The 22,831-nt window shown below is 37.7% G+C and carries 27 protein-coding genes; 16 read left to right on the top strand and 11 right to left on the bottom strand.

Features of this window, described 5'->3' with window-relative positions; genetic code table 11:
* Positions 1–713: 713 nt before the first annotated feature.
* The 8 genes from cysD to gloA2 all read left to right on the top strand — a co-directional run bounded on the left by cysD (position 714) and on the right by gloA2 (position 8,603).
* The gene (cysD, locus tag KSO91_RS10220; protein ID WP_238742875.1) at positions 714–1,622 is read left to right on the top strand and encodes a sulfate adenylyltransferase subunit CysD; all 909 of its coding nucleotides are present in this window, start codon (positions 714–716) and stop codon (positions 1,620–1,622) included.
* A gap of 91 nt (positions 1,623–1,713) precedes the next feature.
* Entirely contained in the window at positions 1,714–3,123 is a 1,410-nt protein-coding gene (cysN, locus tag KSO91_RS10215; RefSeq protein WP_238742873.1) for a sulfate adenylyltransferase subunit CysN, read from the top strand.
* 104 nt (positions 3,124–3,227) lie between these two features.
* Entirely contained in the window at positions 3,228–4,955 is a 1,728-nt protein-coding gene (locus KSO91_RS10210) for an SLC13 family permease (RefSeq protein WP_238742883.1), read from the top strand.
* A 152-nt stretch (positions 4,956–5,107) separates the two neighbouring features.
* Positions 5,108–5,740, top strand: coding sequence for an adenylyl-sulfate kinase (gene cysC, locus KSO91_RS10205; protein WP_238742871.1), 633 nt, complete (start codon positions 5,108–5,110; stop codon positions 5,738–5,740).
* On the top strand, positions 5,741–6,694 hold the full coding sequence (locus KSO91_RS10200; protein WP_238742869.1) for a DHH family phosphoesterase: 954 nt from the start codon (positions 5,741–5,743) through the stop codon (positions 6,692–6,694).
* A 196-nt stretch (positions 6,695–6,890) separates the two neighbouring features.
* Positions 6,891–7,373: a GNAT family N-acetyltransferase gene (locus tag KSO91_RS10195; protein ID WP_238742868.1), complete on the top strand. Its 483-nt coding sequence runs from the start codon at positions 6,891–6,893 to the stop codon at positions 7,371–7,373.
* A 218-nt stretch (positions 7,374–7,591) separates the two neighbouring features.
* On the top strand, positions 7,592–7,948 hold the full coding sequence (locus tag KSO91_RS10190) for a DsrE/DsrF/TusD sulfur relay family protein (protein ID WP_238742867.1): 357 nt from the start codon (positions 7,592–7,594) through the stop codon (positions 7,946–7,948).
* A gap of 271 nt (positions 7,949–8,219) precedes the next feature.
* Positions 8,220–8,603 carry an SMU1112c/YaeR family gloxylase I-like metalloprotein gene (gene gloA2 / locus KSO91_RS10185; protein ID WP_238742866.1) on the top strand — a complete coding sequence of 128 codons (384 nt, stop codon included), beginning with the start codon at positions 8,220–8,222 and terminating at the stop codon, positions 8,601–8,603.
* A gap of 41 nt (positions 8,604–8,644) precedes the next feature.
* Here gloA2 and KSO91_RS10180 read toward each other — a convergent pair whose 3' ends face one another.
* On the bottom strand, positions 8,645–9,388 hold the full coding sequence (locus KSO91_RS10180) for a class I SAM-dependent DNA methyltransferase (RefSeq protein ID WP_238742879.1): 744 nt from the start codon (positions 9,386–9,388) through the stop codon (positions 8,645–8,647).
* A 127-nt stretch (positions 9,389–9,515) separates the two neighbouring features.
* Positions 9,516–10,169, bottom strand: coding sequence for a pyridoxamine 5'-phosphate oxidase (pdxH, locus tag KSO91_RS10175; protein WP_238742862.1), 654 nt, complete (start codon positions 10,167–10,169; stop codon positions 9,516–9,518).
* 201 nt (positions 10,170–10,370) lie between these two features.
* Here pdxH and KSO91_RS10170 point away from each other — a divergent pair, with 201 nt between their 5' ends.
* Complete coding sequence (locus tag KSO91_RS10170) at positions 10,371–10,775, top strand: thioesterase family protein (protein WP_238742861.1); 405 nt, start codon at positions 10,371–10,373, stop codon at positions 10,773–10,775.
* Between the two features lie 202 nt (positions 10,776–10,977).
* Here KSO91_RS10170 and KSO91_RS10165 read toward each other — a convergent pair whose 3' ends face one another.
* The gene (locus KSO91_RS10165; protein WP_238742860.1) at positions 10,978–12,192 is read right to left on the bottom strand and encodes an RsmB/NOP family class I SAM-dependent RNA methyltransferase; all 1,215 of its coding nucleotides are present in this window, start codon (positions 12,190–12,192) and stop codon (positions 10,978–10,980) included.
* A gap of 340 nt (positions 12,193–12,532) precedes the next feature.
* Positions 12,533–12,823 (bottom strand): PilZ domain-containing protein, encoded by a 291-nt coding sequence (locus KSO91_RS10160; protein WP_238742859.1) that lies wholly within the window; start codon positions 12,821–12,823, stop codon positions 12,533–12,535.
* A 425-nt stretch (positions 12,824–13,248) separates the two neighbouring features.
* On the opposite strand from KSO91_RS10160, the gene KSO91_RS10155 reads away from it, so the two are divergent.
* Positions 13,249–13,434: a hypothetical protein gene (locus tag KSO91_RS10155; RefSeq protein WP_238742857.1), complete on the top strand. Its 186-nt coding sequence runs from the start codon at positions 13,249–13,251 to the stop codon at positions 13,432–13,434.
* Positions 13,435–13,702: 268 nt separating this feature from the next.
* Here KSO91_RS10155 and KSO91_RS10150 read toward each other — a convergent pair whose 3' ends face one another.
* The 4 genes from KSO91_RS10150 to grxD form a co-directional block, all read right to left on the bottom strand.
* Positions 13,703–14,494 carry a 4'-phosphopantetheinyl transferase family protein gene (locus KSO91_RS10150; protein WP_238742856.1) on the bottom strand — a complete coding sequence of 264 codons (792 nt, stop codon included), beginning with the start codon at positions 14,492–14,494 and terminating at the stop codon, positions 13,703–13,705.
* A 74-nt stretch (positions 14,495–14,568) separates the two neighbouring features.
* Positions 14,569–14,871, bottom strand: a complete 303-nt coding sequence (locus tag KSO91_RS10145) for a DUF496 family protein (RefSeq protein ID WP_238742855.1) — start codon at positions 14,869–14,871, stop codon at positions 14,569–14,571.
* Positions 14,872–15,087: 216 nt separating this feature from the next.
* Positions 15,088–15,597, bottom strand: a complete 510-nt coding sequence (locus KSO91_RS10140; protein WP_238742854.1) for an RNA methyltransferase — start codon at positions 15,595–15,597, stop codon at positions 15,088–15,090.
* 73 nt (positions 15,598–15,670) lie between these two features.
* On the bottom strand, positions 15,671–16,003 hold the full coding sequence (grxD, locus tag KSO91_RS10135) for a Grx4 family monothiol glutaredoxin (RefSeq protein WP_238742852.1): 333 nt from the start codon (positions 16,001–16,003) through the stop codon (positions 15,671–15,673).
* Between the two features lie 230 nt (positions 16,004–16,233).
* Here grxD and KSO91_RS10130 point away from each other — a divergent pair, with 230 nt between their 5' ends.
* Positions 16,234–16,815 carry a Fe-Mn family superoxide dismutase gene (locus tag KSO91_RS10130; RefSeq protein WP_238742850.1) on the top strand — a complete coding sequence of 194 codons (582 nt, stop codon included), beginning with the start codon at positions 16,234–16,236 and terminating at the stop codon, positions 16,813–16,815.
* Positions 16,816–16,969: 154 nt separating this feature from the next.
* On the opposite strand, the gene KSO91_RS10125 is transcribed toward KSO91_RS10130, so the two are convergent.
* Positions 16,970–17,593, bottom strand: a complete 624-nt coding sequence (locus KSO91_RS10125) for an AhpA/YtjB family protein (protein WP_238742849.1) — start codon at positions 17,591–17,593, stop codon at positions 16,970–16,972.
* A 218-nt stretch (positions 17,594–17,811) separates the two neighbouring features.
* Here KSO91_RS10125 and serB point away from each other — a divergent pair, with 218 nt between their 5' ends.
* Complete coding sequence (gene serB / locus KSO91_RS17770) at positions 17,812–18,855, top strand: phosphoserine phosphatase SerB (RefSeq protein ID WP_238742848.1); 1,044 nt, start codon at positions 17,812–17,814, stop codon at positions 18,853–18,855.
* Positions 18,856–18,968: 113 nt separating this feature from the next.
* Here the strand turns inward: serB and KSO91_RS10115 are convergent, their stop codons facing one another.
* Entirely contained in the window at positions 18,969–19,280 is a 312-nt protein-coding gene (locus KSO91_RS10115) for a hypothetical protein (RefSeq protein ID WP_238742847.1), read from the bottom strand.
* Between the two features lie 265 nt (positions 19,281–19,545).
* On the opposite strand from KSO91_RS10115, the gene KSO91_RS10110 reads away from it, so the two are divergent.
* Positions 19,546–20,235, top strand: coding sequence for a 7-cyano-7-deazaguanine/7-aminomethyl-7-deazaguanine transporter (locus KSO91_RS10110; protein ID WP_238742845.1), 690 nt, complete (start codon positions 19,546–19,548; stop codon positions 20,233–20,235).
* Here the strand turns inward: KSO91_RS10110 and KSO91_RS10105 are convergent.
* Positions 20,213–20,743: a hypothetical protein gene (locus tag KSO91_RS10105; RefSeq protein ID WP_238742843.1), complete on the bottom strand. Its 531-nt coding sequence runs from the start codon at positions 20,741–20,743 to the stop codon at positions 20,213–20,215. The two genes, KSO91_RS10110 and KSO91_RS10105, sit on opposite strands and share 23 nt — an antisense overlap.
* A gap of 223 nt (positions 20,744–20,966) precedes the next feature.
* On the opposite strand from KSO91_RS10105, the gene KSO91_RS10100 reads away from it, so the two are divergent.
* The 3 genes from KSO91_RS10100 to KSO91_RS10090 all read left to right on the top strand — a co-directional run bounded on the left by KSO91_RS10100 (position 20,967) and on the right by KSO91_RS10090 (position 22,690).
* Entirely contained in the window at positions 20,967–21,827 is an 861-nt protein-coding gene (locus KSO91_RS10100) for a mechanosensitive ion channel family protein (RefSeq protein ID WP_238742878.1), read from the top strand.
* Positions 21,828–21,899: 72 nt separating this feature from the next.
* On the top strand, positions 21,900–22,484 hold the full coding sequence (locus KSO91_RS10095; RefSeq protein ID WP_238742876.1) for a TetR/AcrR family transcriptional regulator: 585 nt from the start codon (positions 21,900–21,902) through the stop codon (positions 22,482–22,484).
* Between the two features lie 38 nt (positions 22,485–22,522).
* Positions 22,523–22,690 (top strand): hypothetical protein, encoded by a 168-nt coding sequence (locus tag KSO91_RS10090; RefSeq protein ID WP_238742841.1) that lies wholly within the window; start codon positions 22,523–22,525, stop codon positions 22,688–22,690.
* Positions 22,691–22,831 lie beyond the last annotated feature (141 nt).

The following is a 22,831-nucleotide window of genomic DNA, read 5'->3' as shown; positions in this document are numbered from 1 at the left end:
TTGAACAGACGGTTGTCGATTTTTTTACGCAAGTCATGCAAATGGATAACTTTACTTTGCGGCAAGAAGCCCTAGAATGAGGGATGGTTCACTTTTATTGGCTAAAAATGAACCCCGAAACTTGAGTTAAAATATAAGATAATTATTATTTTTTATGTCTTTCTCTGTTTCCCCTCATTTTACTCTGTGGTGCAATTTTTTGACGTGTTTTTATCTTTTCCTATTGTTACCTGAGTTAAGTGCATAAGCATGTTATTTTAAATAACTTGAGATTGCTTTTATAGTGGAGAAGACTTTTTTTCAATACCAAACCTATCCGCATTAACACCTTTTTTCTAATATCCAACCGCATAAAAATTTAGTCTATCAAAGCCTAAATCGTCTTGTAGTACCGGACGAAGTGAGCGATTTTTAATAACCTCAGATCGTTCTAAATAATGCAATATTAATCTCTATGTTCCTTTTGACCTATTATTCAAAAAATAGGGATATTTATCCCAATTATCAAACGAAATATAGAAACGAGGTGAGTCGCCAGCTTTAATATTATGCATTCTATGCAGAGTAAAGAATGGCAACGACAAATCTACAATCTGTTCACATCTGATAAGCATTTGCTTATTACTTATAACTTTTTATCACTTAATGAACACCATCCCTTAATGCATAATGAGCCATGTAAAAATCAAACCGTGTTAATGCGAAGGGATATTATGAATAAAAATAGATTAACTCACCTCAAGGCGCTTGAGGCCGAATCGATTCAAATTATGCGTGAGGTAGCGGCAGAATTTGAAAATCCAGTCATGCTTTACTCTGTCGGTAAAGATTCATCTGTATTATTACATTTAGCCCGCAAAGCATTTTATCCGGGCAAAATCCCTTTCCCTCTGATGCATGTTGATACCAATTGGAAATTCAAAGAGATGATCAAATTTCGCGACACAATCGCTGAAAAATATGATCTTGATTTAATTGTACATAAAAACCCACGCGGCATGGCGATGGGGATCAGTCCATTTGAACATGGCTCAGCAAAACACACCGATATAATGAAAACAGAAGGGCTAAAACAAGCCTTAGATATACACGGTTTTGATGCTGCTTTTGGTGGCGCTCGCCGTGATGAGGAGAAATCCCGAGCGAAAGAACGTGTTTACTCTTTCCGTGATAAAAAACATCGTTGGGATCCTAAAAATCAACGTCCTGAGTTATGGAATATTTATAACTCAAAAGTAGATCGCGGTGAAAGTATTCGTGTATTCCCACTTTCAAATTGGACAGAACTTGATATTTGGCAATATATCTATCAAGAAGAAATAGAGATGGTGCCGCTTTATTTTTCAGCAAAACGACCAGTGGTTGAGCGTGATGGCACATTGATTATGGTAGACGATGACCGTATGCCCTTAAAAGAGGGAGAAACACCCGAAATGAAAATGGTTCGTTTCCGTACATTAGGCTGTTATCCGCTAACAGGCGCAATAGAGTCGCAAGCGACGACCTTACCTGAAATTATCCAAGAGATGCTGTTAACAACCACCTCTGAACGACAAGGGCGTGTGATTGACAATGATTCCGCCGGTTCGATGGAAAAGAAAAAGATGGAAGGGTATTTCTAAAACGCCGTTATTGATAATTAAGTATGACGAACTTAATGTTCATCTCTTTTAATCGCTGCTAGTAGCTTAAAATATAATCAAAGGATTTGTAATGACTCACGATTCAAATTTAATAGCGACAGATATCGAAGCGTATCTGCGTGTTCATGAAAATAAAGACCTTATGCGTTTTATCACTTGTGGTAGCGTTGATGATGGTAAATCTACCCTGATTGGTCGTCTGTTATTTGATAGCAAAATGATTTTTGAAGATCAGATGGCTGCTATCGAGAAAGATTCTAAAAAGTTTAATACAACCAATGAAGATTTTGATTTAGCTTTATTGGTTGATGGTTTGCAATCTGAGCGAGAGCAGGGGATCACGATAGACGTGGCATATCGCTATTTTGCTACTGAGCAACGTAAATTTATTATTGCGGATACTCCTGGGCATGAACAATACACTCGTAATATGGCCACCGGCGCATCAACATGTGACTTGGCGATTATATTGATTGATGCACGTTATGGCGTACAAGTACAAACTCGTCGTCACTCTTATATCTGTTCTTTATTGGGCATTAAGCATGTTGTGGTTGCCGTCAATAAGATGGATGCCGTTGAATATGATCAGGCTGTTTATAAAAATATAAAAGCGGACTATCGTCAATTTGCTGAGCAACTAGATATTCCAGACATCCGCTTTGTGCCTATTTCAGCGCTCAAAGGTGACAATGTTGTCAATGAAAGTGAGCATATGACTTGGTATCCGGGGTCACCTTTATTACGCCTGCTTAACACCATCCAAATTAAAAGTGATGTAAATAATAAATTCAGATTGGCTGTACAGTATGTTAATCGTCCAAATCTAAATTTTCGTGGATTTTGTGGCACGGTTGCCTCCGGTGAAATTCGTGTCGGAGATACCATCCAGGTTCTACCGTCAGGTAAACAAAGTAAAGTTAAATCTATTGTTACCTTTGATGGCGATCTACAAAGTGCATTTGCCGGAATGGCAATTACCTTAACCCTTGAAGATGAAATTGATATTAGTCGTGGTGATATGCTTGTTCGCCCCCATGAAAAACCACAGTCGAGTAAAACCTTTGTTGCTGACGTTGTTTGGATGACTGAAGAAGCGTTACATGTTGATCGTGAATATATAATTAAAGCAGGTACGCACTCTACTTTTGGTTCGGTTGTTACTATCAATAACAAAGTTGATGTTAATACGATGGCAAAAGAGGATGCGAGTCAACTGGAATTAAATGAAATAGGCAGTTGTAATTTTGATGTTGCTGAAGCAATACATTTTGACAGTTACAGCGAAAACCGATCAACAGGTGCATTTATTATTATCGATCGCTTCACCAATGCGACGGTAGGTGCCGGCATGATCCGCGGAAGCGTTGATAAAGAGGCATCAAAAGTCCAAGCATTCAGTCCATTTGAAGTTGAATTTAATACGCTTATCCGTAAGCATTTCCCGCATTGGGAAGCGAAGGATATCCTCAAAGGATAATACGCTATCAGCTGTCGGGCGCTATTTTAATTGGCGCCCGACAACTATTTGTTTTGGCTTTAGCCGTTAGCCACGAACTAATTGCAAATGGCTTTTGGATGTCTATGACTCTTGACTCTTATTTCGTCTTATTTATTTTTGCAGCAACGATTATTGGTTTAATAAAATACCAACAACGGCCTGCACTTATCTTTGGAATGGCCTTGCTGCTTTTATATGTGTCCGATATGGTGACATCTCAGCAAGTATTGCAAAGTTTCTCTAATCAAGGTGTGGTCACATTAGTTTTACTTCTGGTTTGTTCACTTGCGCTTGAAAAAACACGCTTCTTAAGAACGATTGCCACCAAAGTTATTCATAAAAGTTATCGGACGACATTTCTTCGTCTATTTGGTTTTACAGTATTGTCTTCTGCCTGTTTAAACAATACGGCGGTTGTATCAACTATGTTAGCTCCAATCCGTAATAATCCCTATCATTCACCGAGTAAATTATTGCTGCCACTTTCATACGCAGCGATTCTGGGTGGCACCTTAACGCTTGTGGGGACATCGACAAATCTCATTGTAAATAGTTTAGTATTAGGGGCCGGTTTACCTTCACTTTCTTTCTTTGATTTTACATTGGTTGGCATTTGTCTTGTTATCGCTTGTGGAATTACATTATGGTTTTTATTGAGGTTTTTACCGGATCACACTGTTTCTTCAGAAGTCGTTCAAAATTATTTTATCGATGCCAAAATAGGTACAAAATCAAGTCTAGTGGGTAAAACAATCGAAGAAAATGGGCTACGTAATTTAGAGTCCTTATTTTTGGTGGAGGTGGTTCGCGGTAATTATCTGCTCAGTCCTGTTGCGCCAACAGAGGTGCTTAGAGAGAATGACAGGTTGATTTTTAGTGGCGATGTGGCGAAAGTTAAGCAACTAAATCAATTTGACGGTTTAACCATATTTGCTGATCACCAAGGTTTATTACTGGATAATTTAACCGAGGTTGTTATTCGCCCTGAAAGTGTTTTGCTTGGGAAAACGCTTAAACGAGCCGGTTTTCGTGCTTTGTTTGATGCGGCAGTCGTCGCAATTAAACGTGATGGTGAAAATATATCGGGTAAATTGGGCGAAGTGAGATTAAAAACGGGTGATTATTTGGTACTGGCGGTCGGAGATGATTTTAAATCACGTCGTAATATCAGTAAGAATTTCATCTTGGTTAGCGGTGTTGAGCTAGACTCTATGCTCAGTGGCAGCAAAGCATTACTTGCAACACTCGGATTTTTTGCCGCTATTATCGGTTCTGCATTAGGATTGTTTGCTTTACTTAAAGGGTTGATCTTTTTGCTAGGCTTGCTATTGATAACAGCTTGTCTAACTTCTGGGGAAATTTTTCGGAGATTACCAGCCGATCTGTGGTTAATTATCTCTTCTGCATTGGTATTGTCACAATCATTTGCTAATAGCGGATTACTAGAATCATTTAATGTTTTTGTAGATAACTATGCGCAGGGGCTCTCTCCATTATTCGCACTCATTATTGTCTATCTGTTTACTTGGTGGTTAACTGAATTAGTCACCAATAATGCAGCGGCTGCTTTAATATTTCCTATTGCTTACGGCCTTGCGATTACCTTAGGTGCTAACCCAACAGCGTTTATTATGGCGGTGGCATTTGGTGCAAGTGCAAGTTTTATTAGTCCTTTTGGTTACCAAACCAATTTAATGGTGTTTAATGCAGGACAATATAAGTTGTCAGATTTTGTGAAAATTGGATTACCCATCAGTATTGTTTATGGTGTTGTTGCTATTACCGCAATTACATTAGTTTTTGGATTATAAAAGGCTGCTAGCAGATTAATTTTTTGGCATTCTCACGGATTGTGTCGGAATCTTTAATAATGGGAAAGGGTGCAGTAAACTAAGTTTAGTTTACATATCTCGCTGCAAAGTGGCTAGTTTGATTTTAACTGACAGCTGATTTAAGGAATTTTATGTCTACACCCTATATAGATAAAGAAGTAAATGGTGAAAAGTCATCTGATGTTGTTTGGCATCAAGCGGCTGTTTCCCATCAAGATAGAGTTAAATTAAATGGCCATAAAGCCGCTGTTTTATGGTTTACAGGACTAAGTGGTTCGGGTAAATCGACGGTTGCCAATGCAGTCGACGTCATGCTTTATCAGCATGGAGTTAAAACTTATCTATTAGATGGGGATAATGTGCGTCATGGTTTAAATGGCGATTTAGGTTTTTCTGATCAAGCACGAGTAGAAAATATTCGTCGTATCGGTGAAGTGGCCAAACTGTTTGTCGATGCTGGGTTATTAGTTTCCAGTGCTTTTATTTCCCCTTTTAATGTTGATCGTAAAATGGTACGAGATCTATTAAAAGAAGGGGAGTTTATTGAAGTTTTTATTGATACTCCCTTAGAAATTTGTGAAAAAAGAGATCCCAAAGGACTTTACCAAAAAGCACGAGCGGGTGAGATAAAAAACTTTACTGGAATAGATTCAGCATACGAAGCACCTATTAACCCTGAAATTCATCTTCAAACAGACGGTAAATCTGCACAGCAATGTGCGCTTGAAGTGCTTAATTACTTAAAGCTACACGAGTACTTATAAATGAATTATGATATTTTCAATGGTGATGCCGATGGTATTATCGCGTTGTTGCAGCTTCGTTTGTTAACCCCACAACAAAGTATTTTGGTGACCGGTGTAAAGCGAGATATCAATCTGCTTGCTCAACTGAATGTACAAAGCGGAGATAAACTCACTGTTCTGGATATATCACTTGAACAAAACATTGATGGGGTAAATCTGGCTCTGGCAAACGGTGCGCAGGTTTTTTATGCCGATCATCACCGCTCGGGCCGGATCCCTAATCATAATAATTTGCAGGCTAATATCGATTTAGATGCAAACACCTGCACTGCATTAATTATTGATAAGTTAATCGGTGGCCAATTTCATCTCTGGGCTATTACCGCCGCTTATGGTGATAATTTAATTGCTAAAGCTGAGCAACTATCCGCCACTGCGGGTCTAACGTTTGAGCAAGCTGCCCAACTTAAAGAGTTAGGTACCCTAATTAACTACAATGGCTATGGGGCTAAAGTGGAAGATCTTCATCTTCACCCAGCCGAGTTGTATAAATTGTTGTTACAATACTCTTCACCACTGGATGTGATTAGTGATAAAAACTCACCTTTTGCACTATTGCAGCAGGCTTATCAGACCGATCTCGATGCAGTTTTAAATATAAAACCGACTTATAAAAGTACTCAGCTGACACTTTATATTTTACCTGATACTCCATGGGCGCGGCGTATCAGCGGTGTGTATGGTAATTTGCTGGCAAATCAAACACCAAGTTCAGCCCATGCCGTATTAACCGAAAGTGGTGATGGTAATTATCTGCTTTCACTGCGAGCGCCACTGGATAACAAACACGGCGCTGCTGAGATATGTCGTCAATTCGCAACAGGCGGAGGACGCGCAGCTGCAGCGGGTATTAACAGGCTGCCTATAGCGCAGTTACCTGAATTCATTGCCACAGTAGAAGCTTTTTATTAAAGTCGCAAAAGCAACAGTTAAGCGTTGTCATTACTAGCAGTTGAGCTTCCCTATCTCAAAGTGTATTATTACTCACCGTAATTTTTGTCAAAAAAAGTCCTAATAACGCTTTTTATTTGACCTAAATTTTAAATATCTATTATTGTGCATTATTTCGACTTTACCTTTGTGCGTATTAACTCAGTGAGAATATTTAGTGACTTTCGTAATTAAAGAAATCAAACCTCAGTTCGATCTTGAAATTGGTGAAATAATTCGTATTGTTGGCCAAGAGTTCGGGGCTATTGGGGACGGTTTTGGTCCTTCTGACTCTGAAGTTAGTGCGATGAGCCGTAATTATAGAGACGAGAATGGCAGCCGCTATCTGGTTGCCATTGTAGACAATAAGATTGTCGGGGGGAGTGGTATTGCTGCTTTTAATGGTAGCAATGAAATTTGTGAGTTACGTAAATTATTTATCCTGTCTGAAAGCCGTGGTTTAGGACTTGGTCAAAAACTTGTCGAAGGTTGTATTAATTATGCGAGAAGTAAAGGTTATACAAAGTGTTACTTGGATACACTTGCAAATATGGAATCGGCAATTGCTTTATATGGTAAGTTAGGATTCGAGCACCTAGATAAACCGCTACAAGGAACTATTCATAACGGCTGTGATGTATGGATGTTAAAAGAGCTCTAATCCGGACGTTGTCTCTTTCGTTACATTGTAAACCAATCTACATTTTTTAATCGGATAAAAAGCAATTCGAAGTAATACCATTTAGCGATATGGTTATTCTTATTGTACTTATGACTAATGGGGGAGCTCTATGCTAACCTTATCTTTAATTGAAAAAAACACTTATTACCGATGTGACTTATTCATTACCTCCCTCAAAATAGCGAGTTTTATAATTTATGCAAACAATACTTTTTATTCTAAATGATGGACCTTATGGCTCAGAGAAAACATTTAATGCATTACGATTGGCATTAAATATTAAGGAAGAATATGGCAGTCGTGTCGCTATAAATATATTCTTAATGTCTGATTCCGTGACCGCGGGATTGCCAAATCAAAGAGTTTCTGAGGGTTATAATATTGAGCAGATGTTAGAAATATTACTGGCACAAGGTGCTCAGTTAAAGTTATGCAAAACTTGTACTGATGGTCGTGGAGTCAGTGATCTTCCGTTAATTGAAGGTGCGCAGATTAGTACGTTAATTGAGTTGTCACGATGGACGTTTAGTGCAGATAAAGTATTGGTATTTTAATATAAACAAAGATTACAAAATTACCACAGAGAACACGGAGACGCTGCGCGTTACACCGAGAAAACCCAAATATAAGTGTTTTTCTCCTTTTGACTCTAATGAATGTAAACAAAAACATAGGTTTGCAGTTGCATGAAACTTTTGTGGTAAATATTTATTTTTTTGTGTTTATCTGAATTAAGTGCATAGTCATATTGCGTTATGGATTTAGTAATTGTTACTTCAATCAATGCCTTGCTCTTATCTATAACCTCTAATAATGGAGAATCGTGTGTTTAAATCGTTTAACCATATTGCAATAATTTGCTCTGATTATAAAAGATCTAAGCATTTCTACACTTCTATTTTAGGGTTTGAAGTTATCGCTGAAAATTATAGAGAAGAAAGAAGGTCTTATAAGCTTGATTTGAAATTACCGGAAGGAGGGCAAATTGAATTATTTTCCTTTCCAAATCCACCTGATAGACCAAGTAAACCAGAAGCGTTAGGGTTACGGCATTTAGCGTTTAATGTGGAATCCGTTGAAAAAGTCAGCAATTATTTAATGTCAAAAGGTGTCGCCGTTGAGGCAATCAGAGTTGACCAGTATACCAATCGAAAGTTCACTTTTTTTAATGATCCGGATGGTTTGCCATTAGAGTTACATGAGCAATAAGATGTAAGCCGTCACGAGGATAACGACGACTAATCTACTTGTTAAATTTTTACGCAGGTAAATATTGCGTTTCCAGAAATTCCGCTCCAAGGCACTATTCTTTCATAATCATGTTCAAAGATATGAACTTCAAAATAGGGTTGTAAGAGCTTTTGCAACGTCTCGATGTTGAATGCCACCATGGCATGTTCATCTTGCCAAAACTCAGTTATCCCCTGCGTATCTTTTTCAATACTAAGCTTCAGCGACTGTCTCTCTCCCTCTCCACTGTAGTGCCAAGCAGAGTGGAAAACAAAGTGGCTGTGGTCATATTCGGCGCTATGGGTGACAAACAATTTGTTATCTATCTTATTTTTATCGACAACATTAAAACAGAAAACGCCGCCTTTATTTAGCGCATTATGCACGCTAACAATACATTCCATCAATTTATCAATACCATCACAATAATGGATTGAGTATAAAAAACAGGTGACCAAATCAACAGGATGATCAACCTTGAAGTCACACATGTTTTTCAGTATGAATTGCGCATCAGGGCAACGCTGCTTAGCGATATCAAGCATAGGTTGATTAATATCTAAGCCACTACTTAGGTATCCAAAGTTGATAAAATGTCGAACATGAGGGCCTGTCCCACAAGCTAGATCGAGATGACTCAGCCCTTTTTCACCGAACAGTTGATGAAGTCTACGAATACTTTTGCTTTGCATTTTGTAGTCGATGTCGACACACATTAAATCATAATAGCCAGACAGATCAGTATAGAGAGCATTCGTGGACATAGGTAAGTTGCTGCCGAGTAGGTTGAGTGAATACATTTTTGTGACGCATAATAAGCTTATGCGTTATTTTGCAATCGCCGTGATTAAAACAGAGGAAAGTGAAATATCCCCTATTTTATTTTGCTAACTACGGATTTAAGCGTTTAACTTGCCAGCCATTTTTTGCTGGTTGATAAACAAAACGGTCATGTAAGCGATCGGCTTTGCCTTGCCAAAACTCTATACGTTCGGGGATGACGCGATATCCCCCCCAGAATTCAGGCAACGGAACTTCTTGCCCAGCGAATTTTGCCTCAAAATATTTGACACGTTCGACTAATTTCTCGCGATCAACAAGTTCTTCACTCTGATGTGAAGCCCACGCGCCGATACGGCTTCCTCGCCCTCTAGTTTGAAAGTAAGTATTTGATTCTTCTTGGCTTATACGTTCGACACGTCCTTCAATCCGTACTTGGCGCTGTAACATGTTCCAATGAAATAACAGTGCTGCGTAAGGATTTTCTTCTAATTCAATGGCTTTATGACTGCCATAGTTGGTGAAAAAAACAAATCCTTTTTGATCTACTTCTTTTAATAGCACCATACGTGAGGAGGGGCGACCTGCACCTGTACAGGTTGAAACAGACATCGACTCGGGTAAAATGATGCCACTCTGCTCAGCCTCGTTTAACCATTGTTTAAAAAACGAGATAGGATCATCACTGCCTGTGAGTGTTTTATTTTCAATGAGGAGTCCTTGACCAAGCGTGAAAGCGCAACGAATTTTACTGATAAGTGACATATTATCTTCTTATTTTAATTAGTATGTTGATAAGCGGAGTGTATAATTTGTTACAAATTTTGTCGAACACTTCAGTTAAATAAATTATTCTACAATGACTTTACAATGTGCTGACGACTTATTGTGTTCTCAACTCGGTAGATTAGTTCAACTTAAGCGAAACTGTTAGCTCGTAAAGAGCTTAAATTAATAGAGAGTAAAATGTCGAGTAAAATTTACCACCATGCGGTACAAATTTATTATGAGGATACTGATCATTCTGGTGTTGTATATCATCCAAACTTCCTAAAATATTTCGAACGAGCACGCGAACATGTTATTGATAGTGATCGACTTGATAAATTATGGCGTGAACAAGGCTTAGGTTTTGCGGTGTATAAGGCGAATCTAATTTTTCAAGATGGCGTAGAGTTTGCTGAAGTGTGTGATATCCAAACTCATTTTAATATCGAGGGAAAATATAAAACCTTATGGCGGCAGGAGCTGTGGCGGCCAGGTGCGGTTAAGGCCGCTGTAATAGGTGAGATTGAAATGGTTTGTTTAGACAGAGATAAACGATTACAGCCGATTCCAGATGAAATTTTGCAATCCTTACGCAGCGAATAGGTGAATCTGTAAATAGTATTGCTCGCGGGCAACAGTAAACATGTTCTCTGTATCTTATAAGTTCACGTTTGCAAAGTCGTTGGACGGCATGAATAAAGTTGAGGAGATAGCGTTGTTATTTAATCGTAACCTAATTGTTTTTTAAAACTCAAGGTTGATTTCCTGCTTATCTCTCTCATTAATCCTTTATTCAAAAATATAATTATTCAGCGATGCGTTCAAGTCTGGCCATGTAAAAACCGTCAAATCCAGAATCCGCAACGCTAATAGTTTCATCATTTAGAAATTTAAACTGCTTATTATCGATTAAAAACGCCTCTATTTGATTGCGGTTTTCATCTGGCATAATAGAGCAAGTCGCGTAAATTAGTATTCCACCAATCTTTACCAAGCGACTGTAACTTTGCAAAATATGTTTCTGTAATTCTATCAATACTGGTAATCGTTCTGCTGTATCACGCCATTTTGCGTCGGGATTACGTTTTAATACGCCAAGACCGGAGCAAGGCACATCCAGCAACAGTCGATCGGCAGTCAGTTTTCTACGTTTAATTGTTTTACTGCCAACAATAATTCGAGTTTCAATATTATTCGCATTGGCTCGTTTTGCGCGTTGCTTGAGAGCTTCTAGCTTCCATTGTTCAACATCCATTGCCAATAGCCGCCCTTTACCCTGCATTTGTGCTGCAATAGATAATGTTTTACCTCCGGCGCCTGCACAAGCATCTATCACAAACATTCCCGGTTTTGCATCAACGGCACTGGCTACAAGTTGTGAGCCAGCATCTTGCTGTTCAAACCAACCCAATTTAAAGCTGTCAGTTCTAAATAATGCGGAATCGGAAAGTACTTCAAGCGCGCTATCAACACCGTCAACTACTTTGGTTTCAACCTGCTCACTGCGAAGCTTTTGCGCTAATTCTTCACGGCTACATTTTAAGAAATTGGTGCGAATAAATCGTTTCGGCTGAGTATTTAATGCCGCGCGCTCTTTCGGCCAATTATCACCTAGCTGACTTTGTCCCATTTCATCTAACCATTCAGGGCAGCCATCCCAAAGTGCAGGCTGCTTTTTGGCTATTTCCAAACGGGCGAGATAATCAGCTTCAAGCAAGACTAATGAATTTTGCTGCTTGGATAATTTGAGATCATGAAAACGGTGCCATGCATTCATTAGACGCGAGCCAAAACGGGATATATCTTGTGGCTTCATATCAGAAAGGAAACAGTATAAATTTAAGCGTCGTAAAATATCCCCTGTCACCCGAGTAATACGGGCCTGTTCTGATGGGGGGAGTTGTAGCCCTGAAAAGTGAACCGAATAGGCGCGGTCTAAGGGTTTTTTTTCCGATAAAACCATTCCTAAAATACTAATAACCAAATCTGTTGAGCTTGGTGAAAGTGAAGCGTTAAGCATAAAATTGCCTGTTGTTAATGCATAAGGTAAAAAATGTGTGGATCATAGGAGTTAAGCGCCCAATAGGCAAGTGATCTAAGCGTATTTTTGCGTTAACAGGAAAGCAATATTATATTTTACTGGGTGCTAAAAATCACACAGGTAGAAATAAATTTTGTATCAGGACTCGACTCGAAGGGCAAAAGCAATGATTGCCTGTTTGCCAGTTATTTTGCGATTAATGCGCTTATTCGTTGTCGCTTGGAAGATAATAATATGTGGTCAGTTTTTACTTGACCACTCTTATTAGACCACTCTTACTTGAAGATTATTATCATCATTATTTGCAGATAGAGTCGAGTTATTTTAGTGTGATGAATTCAATTGCAGCAATATAACTGTCGTCAAGTTTGCGCAAACGTAATACCACCGCTTCTGCATTTAGTGGTGGGAATCTAGAATCTTCTGTGTCTAGCAGCACTTCAATTTCATCCCCCGCTTTTAAACTCTCCTCCATTAACTGAATAGACATACCGGTACTACTAAGATCTTTACAAATACCATGTAATTCGGTGCCATTTATCGTGATTTTGACTCCGATCTCTATTGCCATACGGCGAAAAATACGTCGATCATCCTTAGTTATTAACACATTACCTCCAACAAACAGTATGAAAATCGTTAACTATCAATATTTATAACTACAAACATAAACATATTTTTAAATCTAGCAAGTTATCGAAGAGAATTGTGTGAAGGTTGCGATCCTAATCGTCGTTGTTTTTAATGAACTGTTATTAAAGAAGCTTGATTTAGTACTTATTTGCAAATACAGCTTAATAAGCGAACCTAAAAAATGCATTTTATGGCACATAAAAACGCTAATATGGTAGTGGTTTTATTAGCGGCTAAGATTAAATAAGGCATTGTTTATAATCAACCCAATACCACTATTAGGCAGGAAATCAAAGTATAGTGACTTATTAATGAGCAGTTTACATCTTGTCATTTATAAATCACAAACAGTAAATATAGACTAGAATATTAGAGGGAATAGGAGCTGAAGAGGAGAAAATCATGCTATTTCATAACAAAGCGGGACAAGCGATGAACCTTGCTGATAATTTAACGATTAAAGAGCTATTGGAGATGGGAGTTGAACTTACTCTTTCTGAAAAAATAGATCCTAACCATGAATTATGGTTGGCGGATGAGGCTGAAAAAAAATCTGAGCAGGGGACCAAGAAGGGTAAAGCAAAGTAAATATAGACGCTAAGCTAAATCCCTCAGTCTAAGCTGAGGGATTATATGATCTGCTTTCGAATAATTTCTGGATTCATATTTTAACGGATTAATACAAAACTCAACGGCAGTTTACGTGTATTACACTTCTCTTTGGATGGTATTTCGCCTGCTAAGATGCAATAAAAACCCTTATCCTGTCACCAAGTCAGAAATCATCTTATGATCTATTGGCGCAGATTTGAGCGCCATGTTTATTTAACGGTCGCCATACTTGAAATACATAATGTTAAATGTTTTTAAATTCACTCAAGTGATCGGTTGCAAAAAACTGCTGTAGCGTAAAATCGGTTTTCTTATTTCCAGCATTTATACAAATGGCAACACAATGAGTTGGGTCTGGATAGGTTAAACAACTATACCAATTATTATTTTGCTTAATACGGTATTGAGATGAAAACGACACACAAATATTGTCATTGAACTTAGCCGTTTCACTTTCGCCAATTTCAAAACTAAAAGTATCCAGACCTTGGCTAATACCAAAGCCAGTTGCTTTAACAAATGCCTCTTTAAGCGTCCAATATTTAAAAAATTGAGCGCTTTGCCGTGAAGGTGGAAGTTTTTTTATATTTTGATATTCAATCGTTGAAAAATATCGTTTTGAAATAGCATCAATGCTAATTTTTCGGCGTAAACTTTCGACGTCACAACCGATATCATGGTCAAGGCAGACAGCACAAACGACTAGATCATTATTGTGACTTAGGTTAAAGCGAAGTGCTAGTGGGGGAGTCTTAAGTTCAGGTTTTCCCTGATCGTTTATATCAAAGATCCAATCATGAGGAAGAATAGGCGCATATTGAGATAAAACTAATCTCACAAAAGCGCGTGTAATCAATGCATTATGCTGTGCGCTGGGGGAAAGGTAGCGTTCTGTCTTTGCAAGTTCAAATGGAGTCAGTAGTTTTTTTAATGAGCACAGTCGGGTTGGATCACTGATATCCTGAGGGTTAATAATCCATAAGTGAATATCATTATATTGAAGCTTTAGTGTTGAGTCTAAATCTCTATTGAGCACCGGTTGGCCTGTCGCAGATAATAAAAAAGGGTAGTAATACTAGCTACTATCCCTTTTTTTACAAAACATCATTGCTATTTTGCTGTATTTTGAAGTGAAAATGAATTGATTTTTTTCGTCAATTCACGACGCTCTTTTGAAATCTCAGCGACTTTGATGATATGGTCATCAACACGGTCTTCGTAGTCAGAGCGCATATTTTTAATGATATCTATAATATCTCCTGGTTTCATATCTGAGGAGATGTAATCAGTTAAGTTATTCAGTAGATCTACACGTTTGCGGTTATCACGAATTTTCTTTTCGTGATCGAAAATTTCGCGTTTTAATTTATTTTTACGGCGAGCATATTTCACCAATTCAAGCACATTACCCATAAATTACACCTTTTATTAGCTATTAAAAATAGTAGAAACATTAATAGTTGAGTTGTTACTGTTATAAAATCAATAACATACTTCTTTTCTTAAAGAACAAATTCATTATACCTGTTGTAACGGATAAGGTGATACTTTTTTTAAAAGAGAAGCGATTGAATCAGGAAGATAGGTTGCTAATGAGTGTTTTACATTGTTTTTGCGAGCATTTTTTATTTAACACCTTACTTTGACGTTATTATTAGTATCTCTGCTGCGTCGAATCAACTCATTATCCGTAATATGCACAGTGGATTTAGCAAGTCTGTCATACAAAACAACATTAACGGTGGCTGCAAGGTTCATACAGCCTATAGTGGGGACGTATACGACAGCATCAGCTTGATCGATAATAGTTTGATCTATTGTGCCATCTTCAGGTCCGAAGATATAAAGCGCGTTTTCAGGATGTTTAAAATGCGGCAGGGGAGATGCCCCTTCAATAAGATCGACACAAATAACTTTCATTGTCTTACTTTTATGATCAAGTAAATCGTTTACAGCACTTAATGGGATAGTTGAGCTTATTTTTTTCGTATCCGTATTTAATTTGACCGCGCGATCATAACGTTGGCCTGTATATATAACAGAATCAACGAAAAAACATCCTGCGGCACGCATTACTGCTCCCACATTAGTTGCACTTTTAGGGTTACATAAACCCACAATTATTTTTGTATCAGGCATAAAATTTCTTATAAATGCTTAAATATGGTTTCAATTAGAACCTCGTGTGCAGGCTCTAATTGCTATTTTTGAATTATTTGGCAGCGTCTGATCTTTCAACTGCACTTTTTATTATAGGTTGCAACTCACCTTGTTGGAACATTTCTAAAACAATATCGCAACCACCGATCAATTCGCCATCAACCCATAATTGGGGAAATGTTGGCCAGTTAGCATATTTAGGTAGTTCAGCGCGAATGTCTGGATTTTGCAAAATATCGACATAGGCAAAAGGGTGACCACATTGCATCAGTGCCTGTGATGTTTGAGATGAGAAACCGCAACTTGGTAGTTTTGGCGATCCTTTCATATAAAGTAAAACAGTGTTGTCGCTGATTTGTTTTTTAATTTTGTCTAGTGTTTCCATTTATCGTACCCCGTCGTTGTTTTTTAATTGTACCTAAATTTGATCACCAACAAAACACTATATAAATTGTGGTTAAGCAATCAGTTTTAATGAAGAAACACAATTTTATCATAGAATTAAATTGACATAGATCATTTTCTTGCCGAGAATGATATTATAAATAGATCGCGTGAAATGAGTAGTATAAAAATAGCACGCTTAACAACCACCTATAATCTGGAGAAATATATATGGCTTTTGAATTACCTGCCTTACCTTTCGCAAAAGACGCATTAGAACCTCATATATCAGCAGAAACACTTGAGTTTCATTACGGTAAGCATCACGCAACTTACGTACAAAAATTAAATGGCCTTGTTGAAGGAACTGACTTCGCTAATAAATCTTTAGAAGAGATAATTAAAACATCGACTGGCCCATTATTTAATAATGCTGCGCAAGTCTGGAATCACAGCTTCTATTGGAACTGCCTAGCGGCAAATGCTGGCGGAGAGCCAAGCGGTGCTATTGCTGACGCGATAACAGAAAGTTTTGGCTCATTTGCTGCATTTCAAGCTGCTTGGAATGATAAAGCAGTGAATAATTTTGGATCCTCTTGGACATGGCTGGTTAAGAAATCGGATGGCTTGCTAGACATCGTAAATACGTCAAATGCAGCAACACCTTTAACTGATGAAACAGTTACGGTGCTCCTCACTGTAGATCTGTGGGAACATGCATACTATGTCGATTATCGTAATGCGCGACCTAGCTATTTAAATGGCTTTTGGGCATTGGTTAATTGGGATTTTGTAAACCAAAACATTGCATAGAAACTAAATTAATAAAAATAAATGTTAAAAACCTTAATATGTTTTATTAAGGTTTTTTTTGGCTATGCAAACGCTAAAAAAATTATTTTTCTATATCGTCAATATTCACTGCTGCTAGATTTACATTTTTGGTTGCCAATGCTGTCAAAAAACATCACCAACTCTTTTTGTTTTGTGCTCTTAATGTACTCAGTTCCTTCACCACATGATAATAAGCACCCTCAAGACGCCTAAAAAGTAGTGCCATAATGATGGTACCAGATACAAAAGAGAGCATTAATATTTGTAACATTATTGATAAGCTTTTCTGTTGGTAATCATGAATTAAACTGAGTATTTTTTCTTGTTCCAAAGTTACCCGTATATAACCTATTTTAGTGTTCTCATCATATAATTCAGCAATATAGGGGATTATTCCTTGCTTTTTACGGATCCTAGTTTGATTAATATTTAAAAATATAGGCAGTGGCAAAATATCTTCAGATTGATAAAGTATTTTTCCCAAATGATCATATATTGTTGCATCTCTAACCAGTGGATCATGGCTTAAGTCATCGATAAGTAGTTGCAAATCTTCTACTTTTTTTTGTGTCAGATACCGCGTTGCTTCCGCGGCAGCTAAGTTTGTTAGCGAATAAGAAAACCTTTCAGTTTGCTGATGGCCAATTTGAGTTGACGTCTCTTTTAGCATCAAAATTTGGTAAGCCATCGCAGTACAGACAACCACTAAACTTACTATTTGTAATGTACGTAATAAATAAAACATTTTTTTATTCATTTATTCCCTCGGGGCAAGACAATATTGTCAAAATATTTAAGCAAAGTATTTAATCGACTTTATTATTCTCGGTTAGCTGCTTGTAAAACTTGCAATGATAAATCGCAATGGTTATCTTGTGAGCAATTCTTTCAATTTAAAGATCTAAGCCGCTATAAGAATTTCATATTACTCATTTTTATCTGCGCGCTAGGTTGTTATAAGATAGGTATTTTACAGTGAATACGATAGAGAAACTTCTAGATAAATCAAATTCTCAGTCATTAGATCAGTGGAGAGATCATTTAAAACAACAGGTTAGTAGGCTAGACACGTTATTTTACCACAACGGAGCCTTGACACAAACGTTGACCGCAGGCTTTACAGAAGCAGCATCACTTATTGTGATGGCAGAGCAATTTAATACTCAGCAATTAAGCAATTTGCTAACACTGTTGAATCTCGAACAGGTACAGTCTGTTCGTTTGTATGCGCCGCAAATAATTGAATCTATCACTGTTATGCGTTTTACTATAAGTGCAAAACCTGCATATTTAAAAGCAAGTTTGGATGCGTTTGCCAAAGAAAATATGATGGATTTTGCTTTAATGGATAATTTTCCCGATTGGCAGAAACCGGGATTAGTTTTAATGGATATGGATTCCACAACCATCCAAATTGAATGTATTGATGAAATAGCTCGTTTATATGGTGTCGGGGAGCAAGTTTCAGCTGTTACTGAGCTGGCAATGCAAGGCAAACTTGATTTTAATGAAAGTTTACGCACACGTGTGGCTAAATTGGCGGGGGCACCCATTTCAATACTAAACGACGTTGCCGATTCGATGCCTTTGATGCCTGGGTTACTTGATTTGATTAAAGGGCTCAAGAAAGCGGGTTGGAAAGTTGCAATCGCTTCGGGCGGATTTACATACTTTGCCGATCGCTTAAAAGCAGATCATGGTTTTGATTATGTGATTGCGAATACGCTGGAGATTAATGAACAACGTTTAACGGGTCAAGTAATTGGTGAGATAGTCAACGCAAGTGTTAAAGCAAGCACCTTGGAAAAGTTAGCTGCACATTATAATATCCCCATGTCACAGACGGTGGCAATCGGTGATGGCGCAAATGATTTACTCATGTTAGCGGCCTCCGCGCTCGGAATTGCTATTCATGCGAAGCCTATTGTGCAAGAAAATGCAGCGGTCTCACTTAATCATTTGGATCTACAAGGTGCGTTATGCCTTTTAAGTGCTAGTAGCAGTAAAGATAATTGGTAATAAGAATTATCAGCTTAAGATAACGGTATATGGTATAAATCCCCTCGAGTAATAATAACTACTAGTGGGGATTTATTATTCGTAATAATAAAAAAATGTCTACATAAGTTTATTCAATCAGTAAAGCTATCATGAATAAAAGAATGTCTTCTTTGGTAAAAATTGTCTTCTGTACTTTGTAGGAAACGTATTGCTAATGCATAACCTTCTGCTTTGTATTTAGTGATTTTGGCTATTTCATATTCATTCATAATGATATTCATCGCCTCTTGCAACAATTCGCTTTCCCCAGGACCAATTTCAACTTCCGGTGGATCATAATAAGTGACCATCCAGTCCTGGAGTTGCTGTGCCGATATTTTACCTTGGTCCCATTCGCTAAGCGTGCTAATGAGTTGATCTTTTGTGATAAAGGGTTTGTTCATAAAGCCTGTTTACGTAGTGAGTCAATAATTATCCGTAAGGATAACCAATTTGATTGTAGGTGTCACTTTGATAGGCGAATATATGGAAAATTTATCCTTGCTCTGTCTGAAAACTTATCTATAATAGCCCGCCGTAATCGTAGCTGCTAATAACTACAAATAAAGCGAGATTAGCTTTTGTAACTTAGCGCTATCAGATAACAATCTTTTAATAGCGGGTTCCCTCACCCCGCAATCACCACTTCATCACCAAAAAGGTCAAAATATGTTAACGTTAACAACAGAGCAGACTCAGCGTGCAGTGCTGGTGCTGATCGGCTTCCATATATTTGTTATCTGCGCCAGTAATTATCTGGTACAGCTACCATTCCAAATCGCAGGTCTTCATACAACTTGGGGGGCTTTTAGCTTTCCGTTCGTCTATCTTGCTAGTGATCTTGCTGTTAGGATATTTGGACAGACTAATGCGAGACGTATTATCATATGGGCTATGCTGCCTGCTTTACTTATCTCATATCTAATCGGAGTCATTTTCCATCAAGGTGATTTTCAAGGCCTAAGGGCATTAAGTGAATTTAATACCTTTGTTTTTCGCATCGCATTTGCCAGTTTTGCGGCTTATCTAGTAGGGCAGCTGATTGATATTACTGTTTTTGCTAAATTAAGACGTACACGTTCATGGTGGGTTGCACCGACAGCATCAACACTTGTCGGCAACTTAGTCGATACATTGGTCTTTTTTGTAATTGCATTTTTTGCATCACAAGATAGTTTTATGTCCGCTCACTGGCCTGAAATAGCTTGTGTCGATTATTCTTTTAAACTGTTTGTGAGTTTAGCTCTTTTTTTACCTGCATACGGTCTGTTGCTGAAGGTTCTAGAACAAAAAATTATAAGTTTACCAGTCCAACAAGGATTTACTGAAGCGGGGATTAAGTCTTATTTAACCAAATAATAATGGTGGCCTTATAGTGGCTGTTTGGTGTGTCTGAACCCTCTACTTTATATTCACTCAATTTAAATTGTTCTAATAAGATATAATAGTTTTGATCAGCTAATGTTAATTCTGTAATTTCATTCACAGTAAGGTGGATTTTTTGATGGTTGATTAACAACTGTAGATGTTCACCTTCATTTTGTAAACGCACTGAGAATTGCCCGCGACCGGTCTTTAACGCAAAACCATATTGAGCATCAGAGGCCGAAAAAAACACTAACTCCCCATTACCATCATTAACTTGTCTAAATAGCATTGAGCCCATCGGGGTATGTTTTTTTTCGGTATATTTGTTGCAATGGTAACAAATGGGCAGCGTTCGCTCTTTCCCCCAATGACTAATAAATTGTTGTGAAAAATATAAGCCGTCTTCATACACCGAGAATTGGTTTATGTTTTTATTGCCGTCGGGCGAACAGGCGCTAAGCTGTATCAGTATGAACAGCAGTATTAAACGTATTTTCACTCTGTACTCCTCTACAGTTGAAAGAGATCATTACTACTATTTTAATAATGGTAGCTGATACTGACACCATAAACTGGTCATTGATATCTCTTTTTTATTTAAATAATGAGGTTTGATATATACACTATATAAAGGCAATAAAAATATCGTTAACCTTCTGATATTTGAAATATATTGGGTTTTAATTTCGGCGAACGATTTAACCTAAATAAAATGGAAAATGATGCAATTAATTGATTTTATAAAAATATTAAACTATCCGACAATTACCATTGCGGGACAAGAAATTAGTGTTGGACAATGGTTAATGGCACCTTTAGTTTTTATTGTCGGTTACTTACTGACCAAATGGCTAATCAGTACCATATCAAAACGGTTAGTCGCCAGGCAAGCGGATCCAAACTTAGTGCATCTGATCAGTCGTTTAATTTATATACTAGCGATTGCGGTATTAGTGGTAACGACGCTCGATTTAATCAATGTACCAATCACCGCTTTTGCTTTTCTCTCTGGTGCCATTGCTATTGGCATTGGTTTTGGCGCACAAAATATTATCAATAACTTTATCAGTGGTTGGATTTTAATGTGGGAGCGTCCAATACGTATAGGTGATTTTTTAGAGGTTGATGATGCTAAAGGAGTGGTCGAAGAGATTAATACTCGTTCAACACGCATTCGCCGCATAGATGGTGTGCATATGCTCATTCCAAATAGTAAATTGCTTGAAAATACTGTCATAAATTGGACCTTAGTGGATAATCTTGTGCGCACATCCGTTAGAGTGGGCGTTTCGTACGGCTCTCCTGCAAAAAAGGTTGCGGAACTTATTATGCAAGCAACGGTGGAACAAAAAGAGGTATTAATCGATCCTAAGCCTTGGGTCATCTTTGAAGACTTTGGTGATAATTCTCTTATATTTGATGTTTACTTTTGGGTTAATTCTAATGTCGAAGGTGGATTACGAGTAGTTCGCAGTAATATTCGTTTTCGCCTAGAAGCGTTATTTTCAGAAAACCAGATTGTTATTGCGTTTCCACAACAGGATGTTCACATTGATGGGGCAATTACTTTATTGAATAAATGAAATACATTTTTGAATATTCATTCAAAATATCATATCATTTGTTTAAATATGATTACCGAGTATAAAAAATCGATGAGAAATGCGGAATTTAATAGACAGGAAGTGCTGCGCTTGGTTATGGCTGCATTTATGCAGAAAGGCTATACAAAAACCAGTATGCAGGATTTAAGTAAGGCAAGTGGCCTGCATCCCGGTTCGATTTATTGTGCTTTTGAGAATAAACGCGGTTTATTGTTGGCTGCTTTAGAACAGTATAAACAAGACCAACACATTGAATTTACTTGTTTTTTTGATGGTTCACGGCCTATCTTATGTGCCCTGAAAATTTACTTAGATGACATTGTCAGCAAGTTTGTAGACTGTGATGTTGATAATGGGTGTTTATTTACCAAAACGCTCAACGAGATAGCGGGGCAAGATGAAGAAGTTCGCACGATTATCGTTGCTAGCCTAGCCGCTTGGCAGCAAGCACTAACAGATCTTTTTACACAAGCCAAATTGTCAGGAGAGCTGGTATCGTTGAGGGAAAGTGATCATCTAGCTCGCTATTTAGTGATGGGTATCTATGGACTGAGAACTTTTGCACAGACTCAACCGGGAGCAAAAATTTTGCAGCAGCTAGCAGACCAGCTTTACGATGATCTTTGTGGCGAATAAACGCTGTTTATTTGCAATTTCGGATATGGCATATGCCCATGCTAAGTCTCGATATGGCTGTTATCGGTGTGTTGATTGACGTATATTTTCATTCGCATGCAGTCGCCGCAAGTAACGTTGTAATCGATTACAAAGGCGGTTTATCGTGCTATTCTTGCGATGAAAACTCAATAGGTGATTTTCATAAAAACTTAGCGGATATATAATTTAAAAAAGCATCGTAACTACTCAGCACCTTAGTCACACTTTTAATAATTTATCGAAGATCAAAAAAGATCGACTTGCTTGAATGTTTTTAACCGTTACGCTAACTACCTTCTTCTTATTTGGCGTAAAGATAAAAATGA

It is taken from the genome of Psychromonas antarctica, assembly GCF_022267535.1.
Taxonomy (GTDB): Bacteria; Pseudomonadota; Gammaproteobacteria; order Enterobacterales; family Psychromonadaceae; genus Psychromonas; species Psychromonas antarctica.
This window is presented reverse-complemented; position numbering and strand designations above follow the sequence as displayed.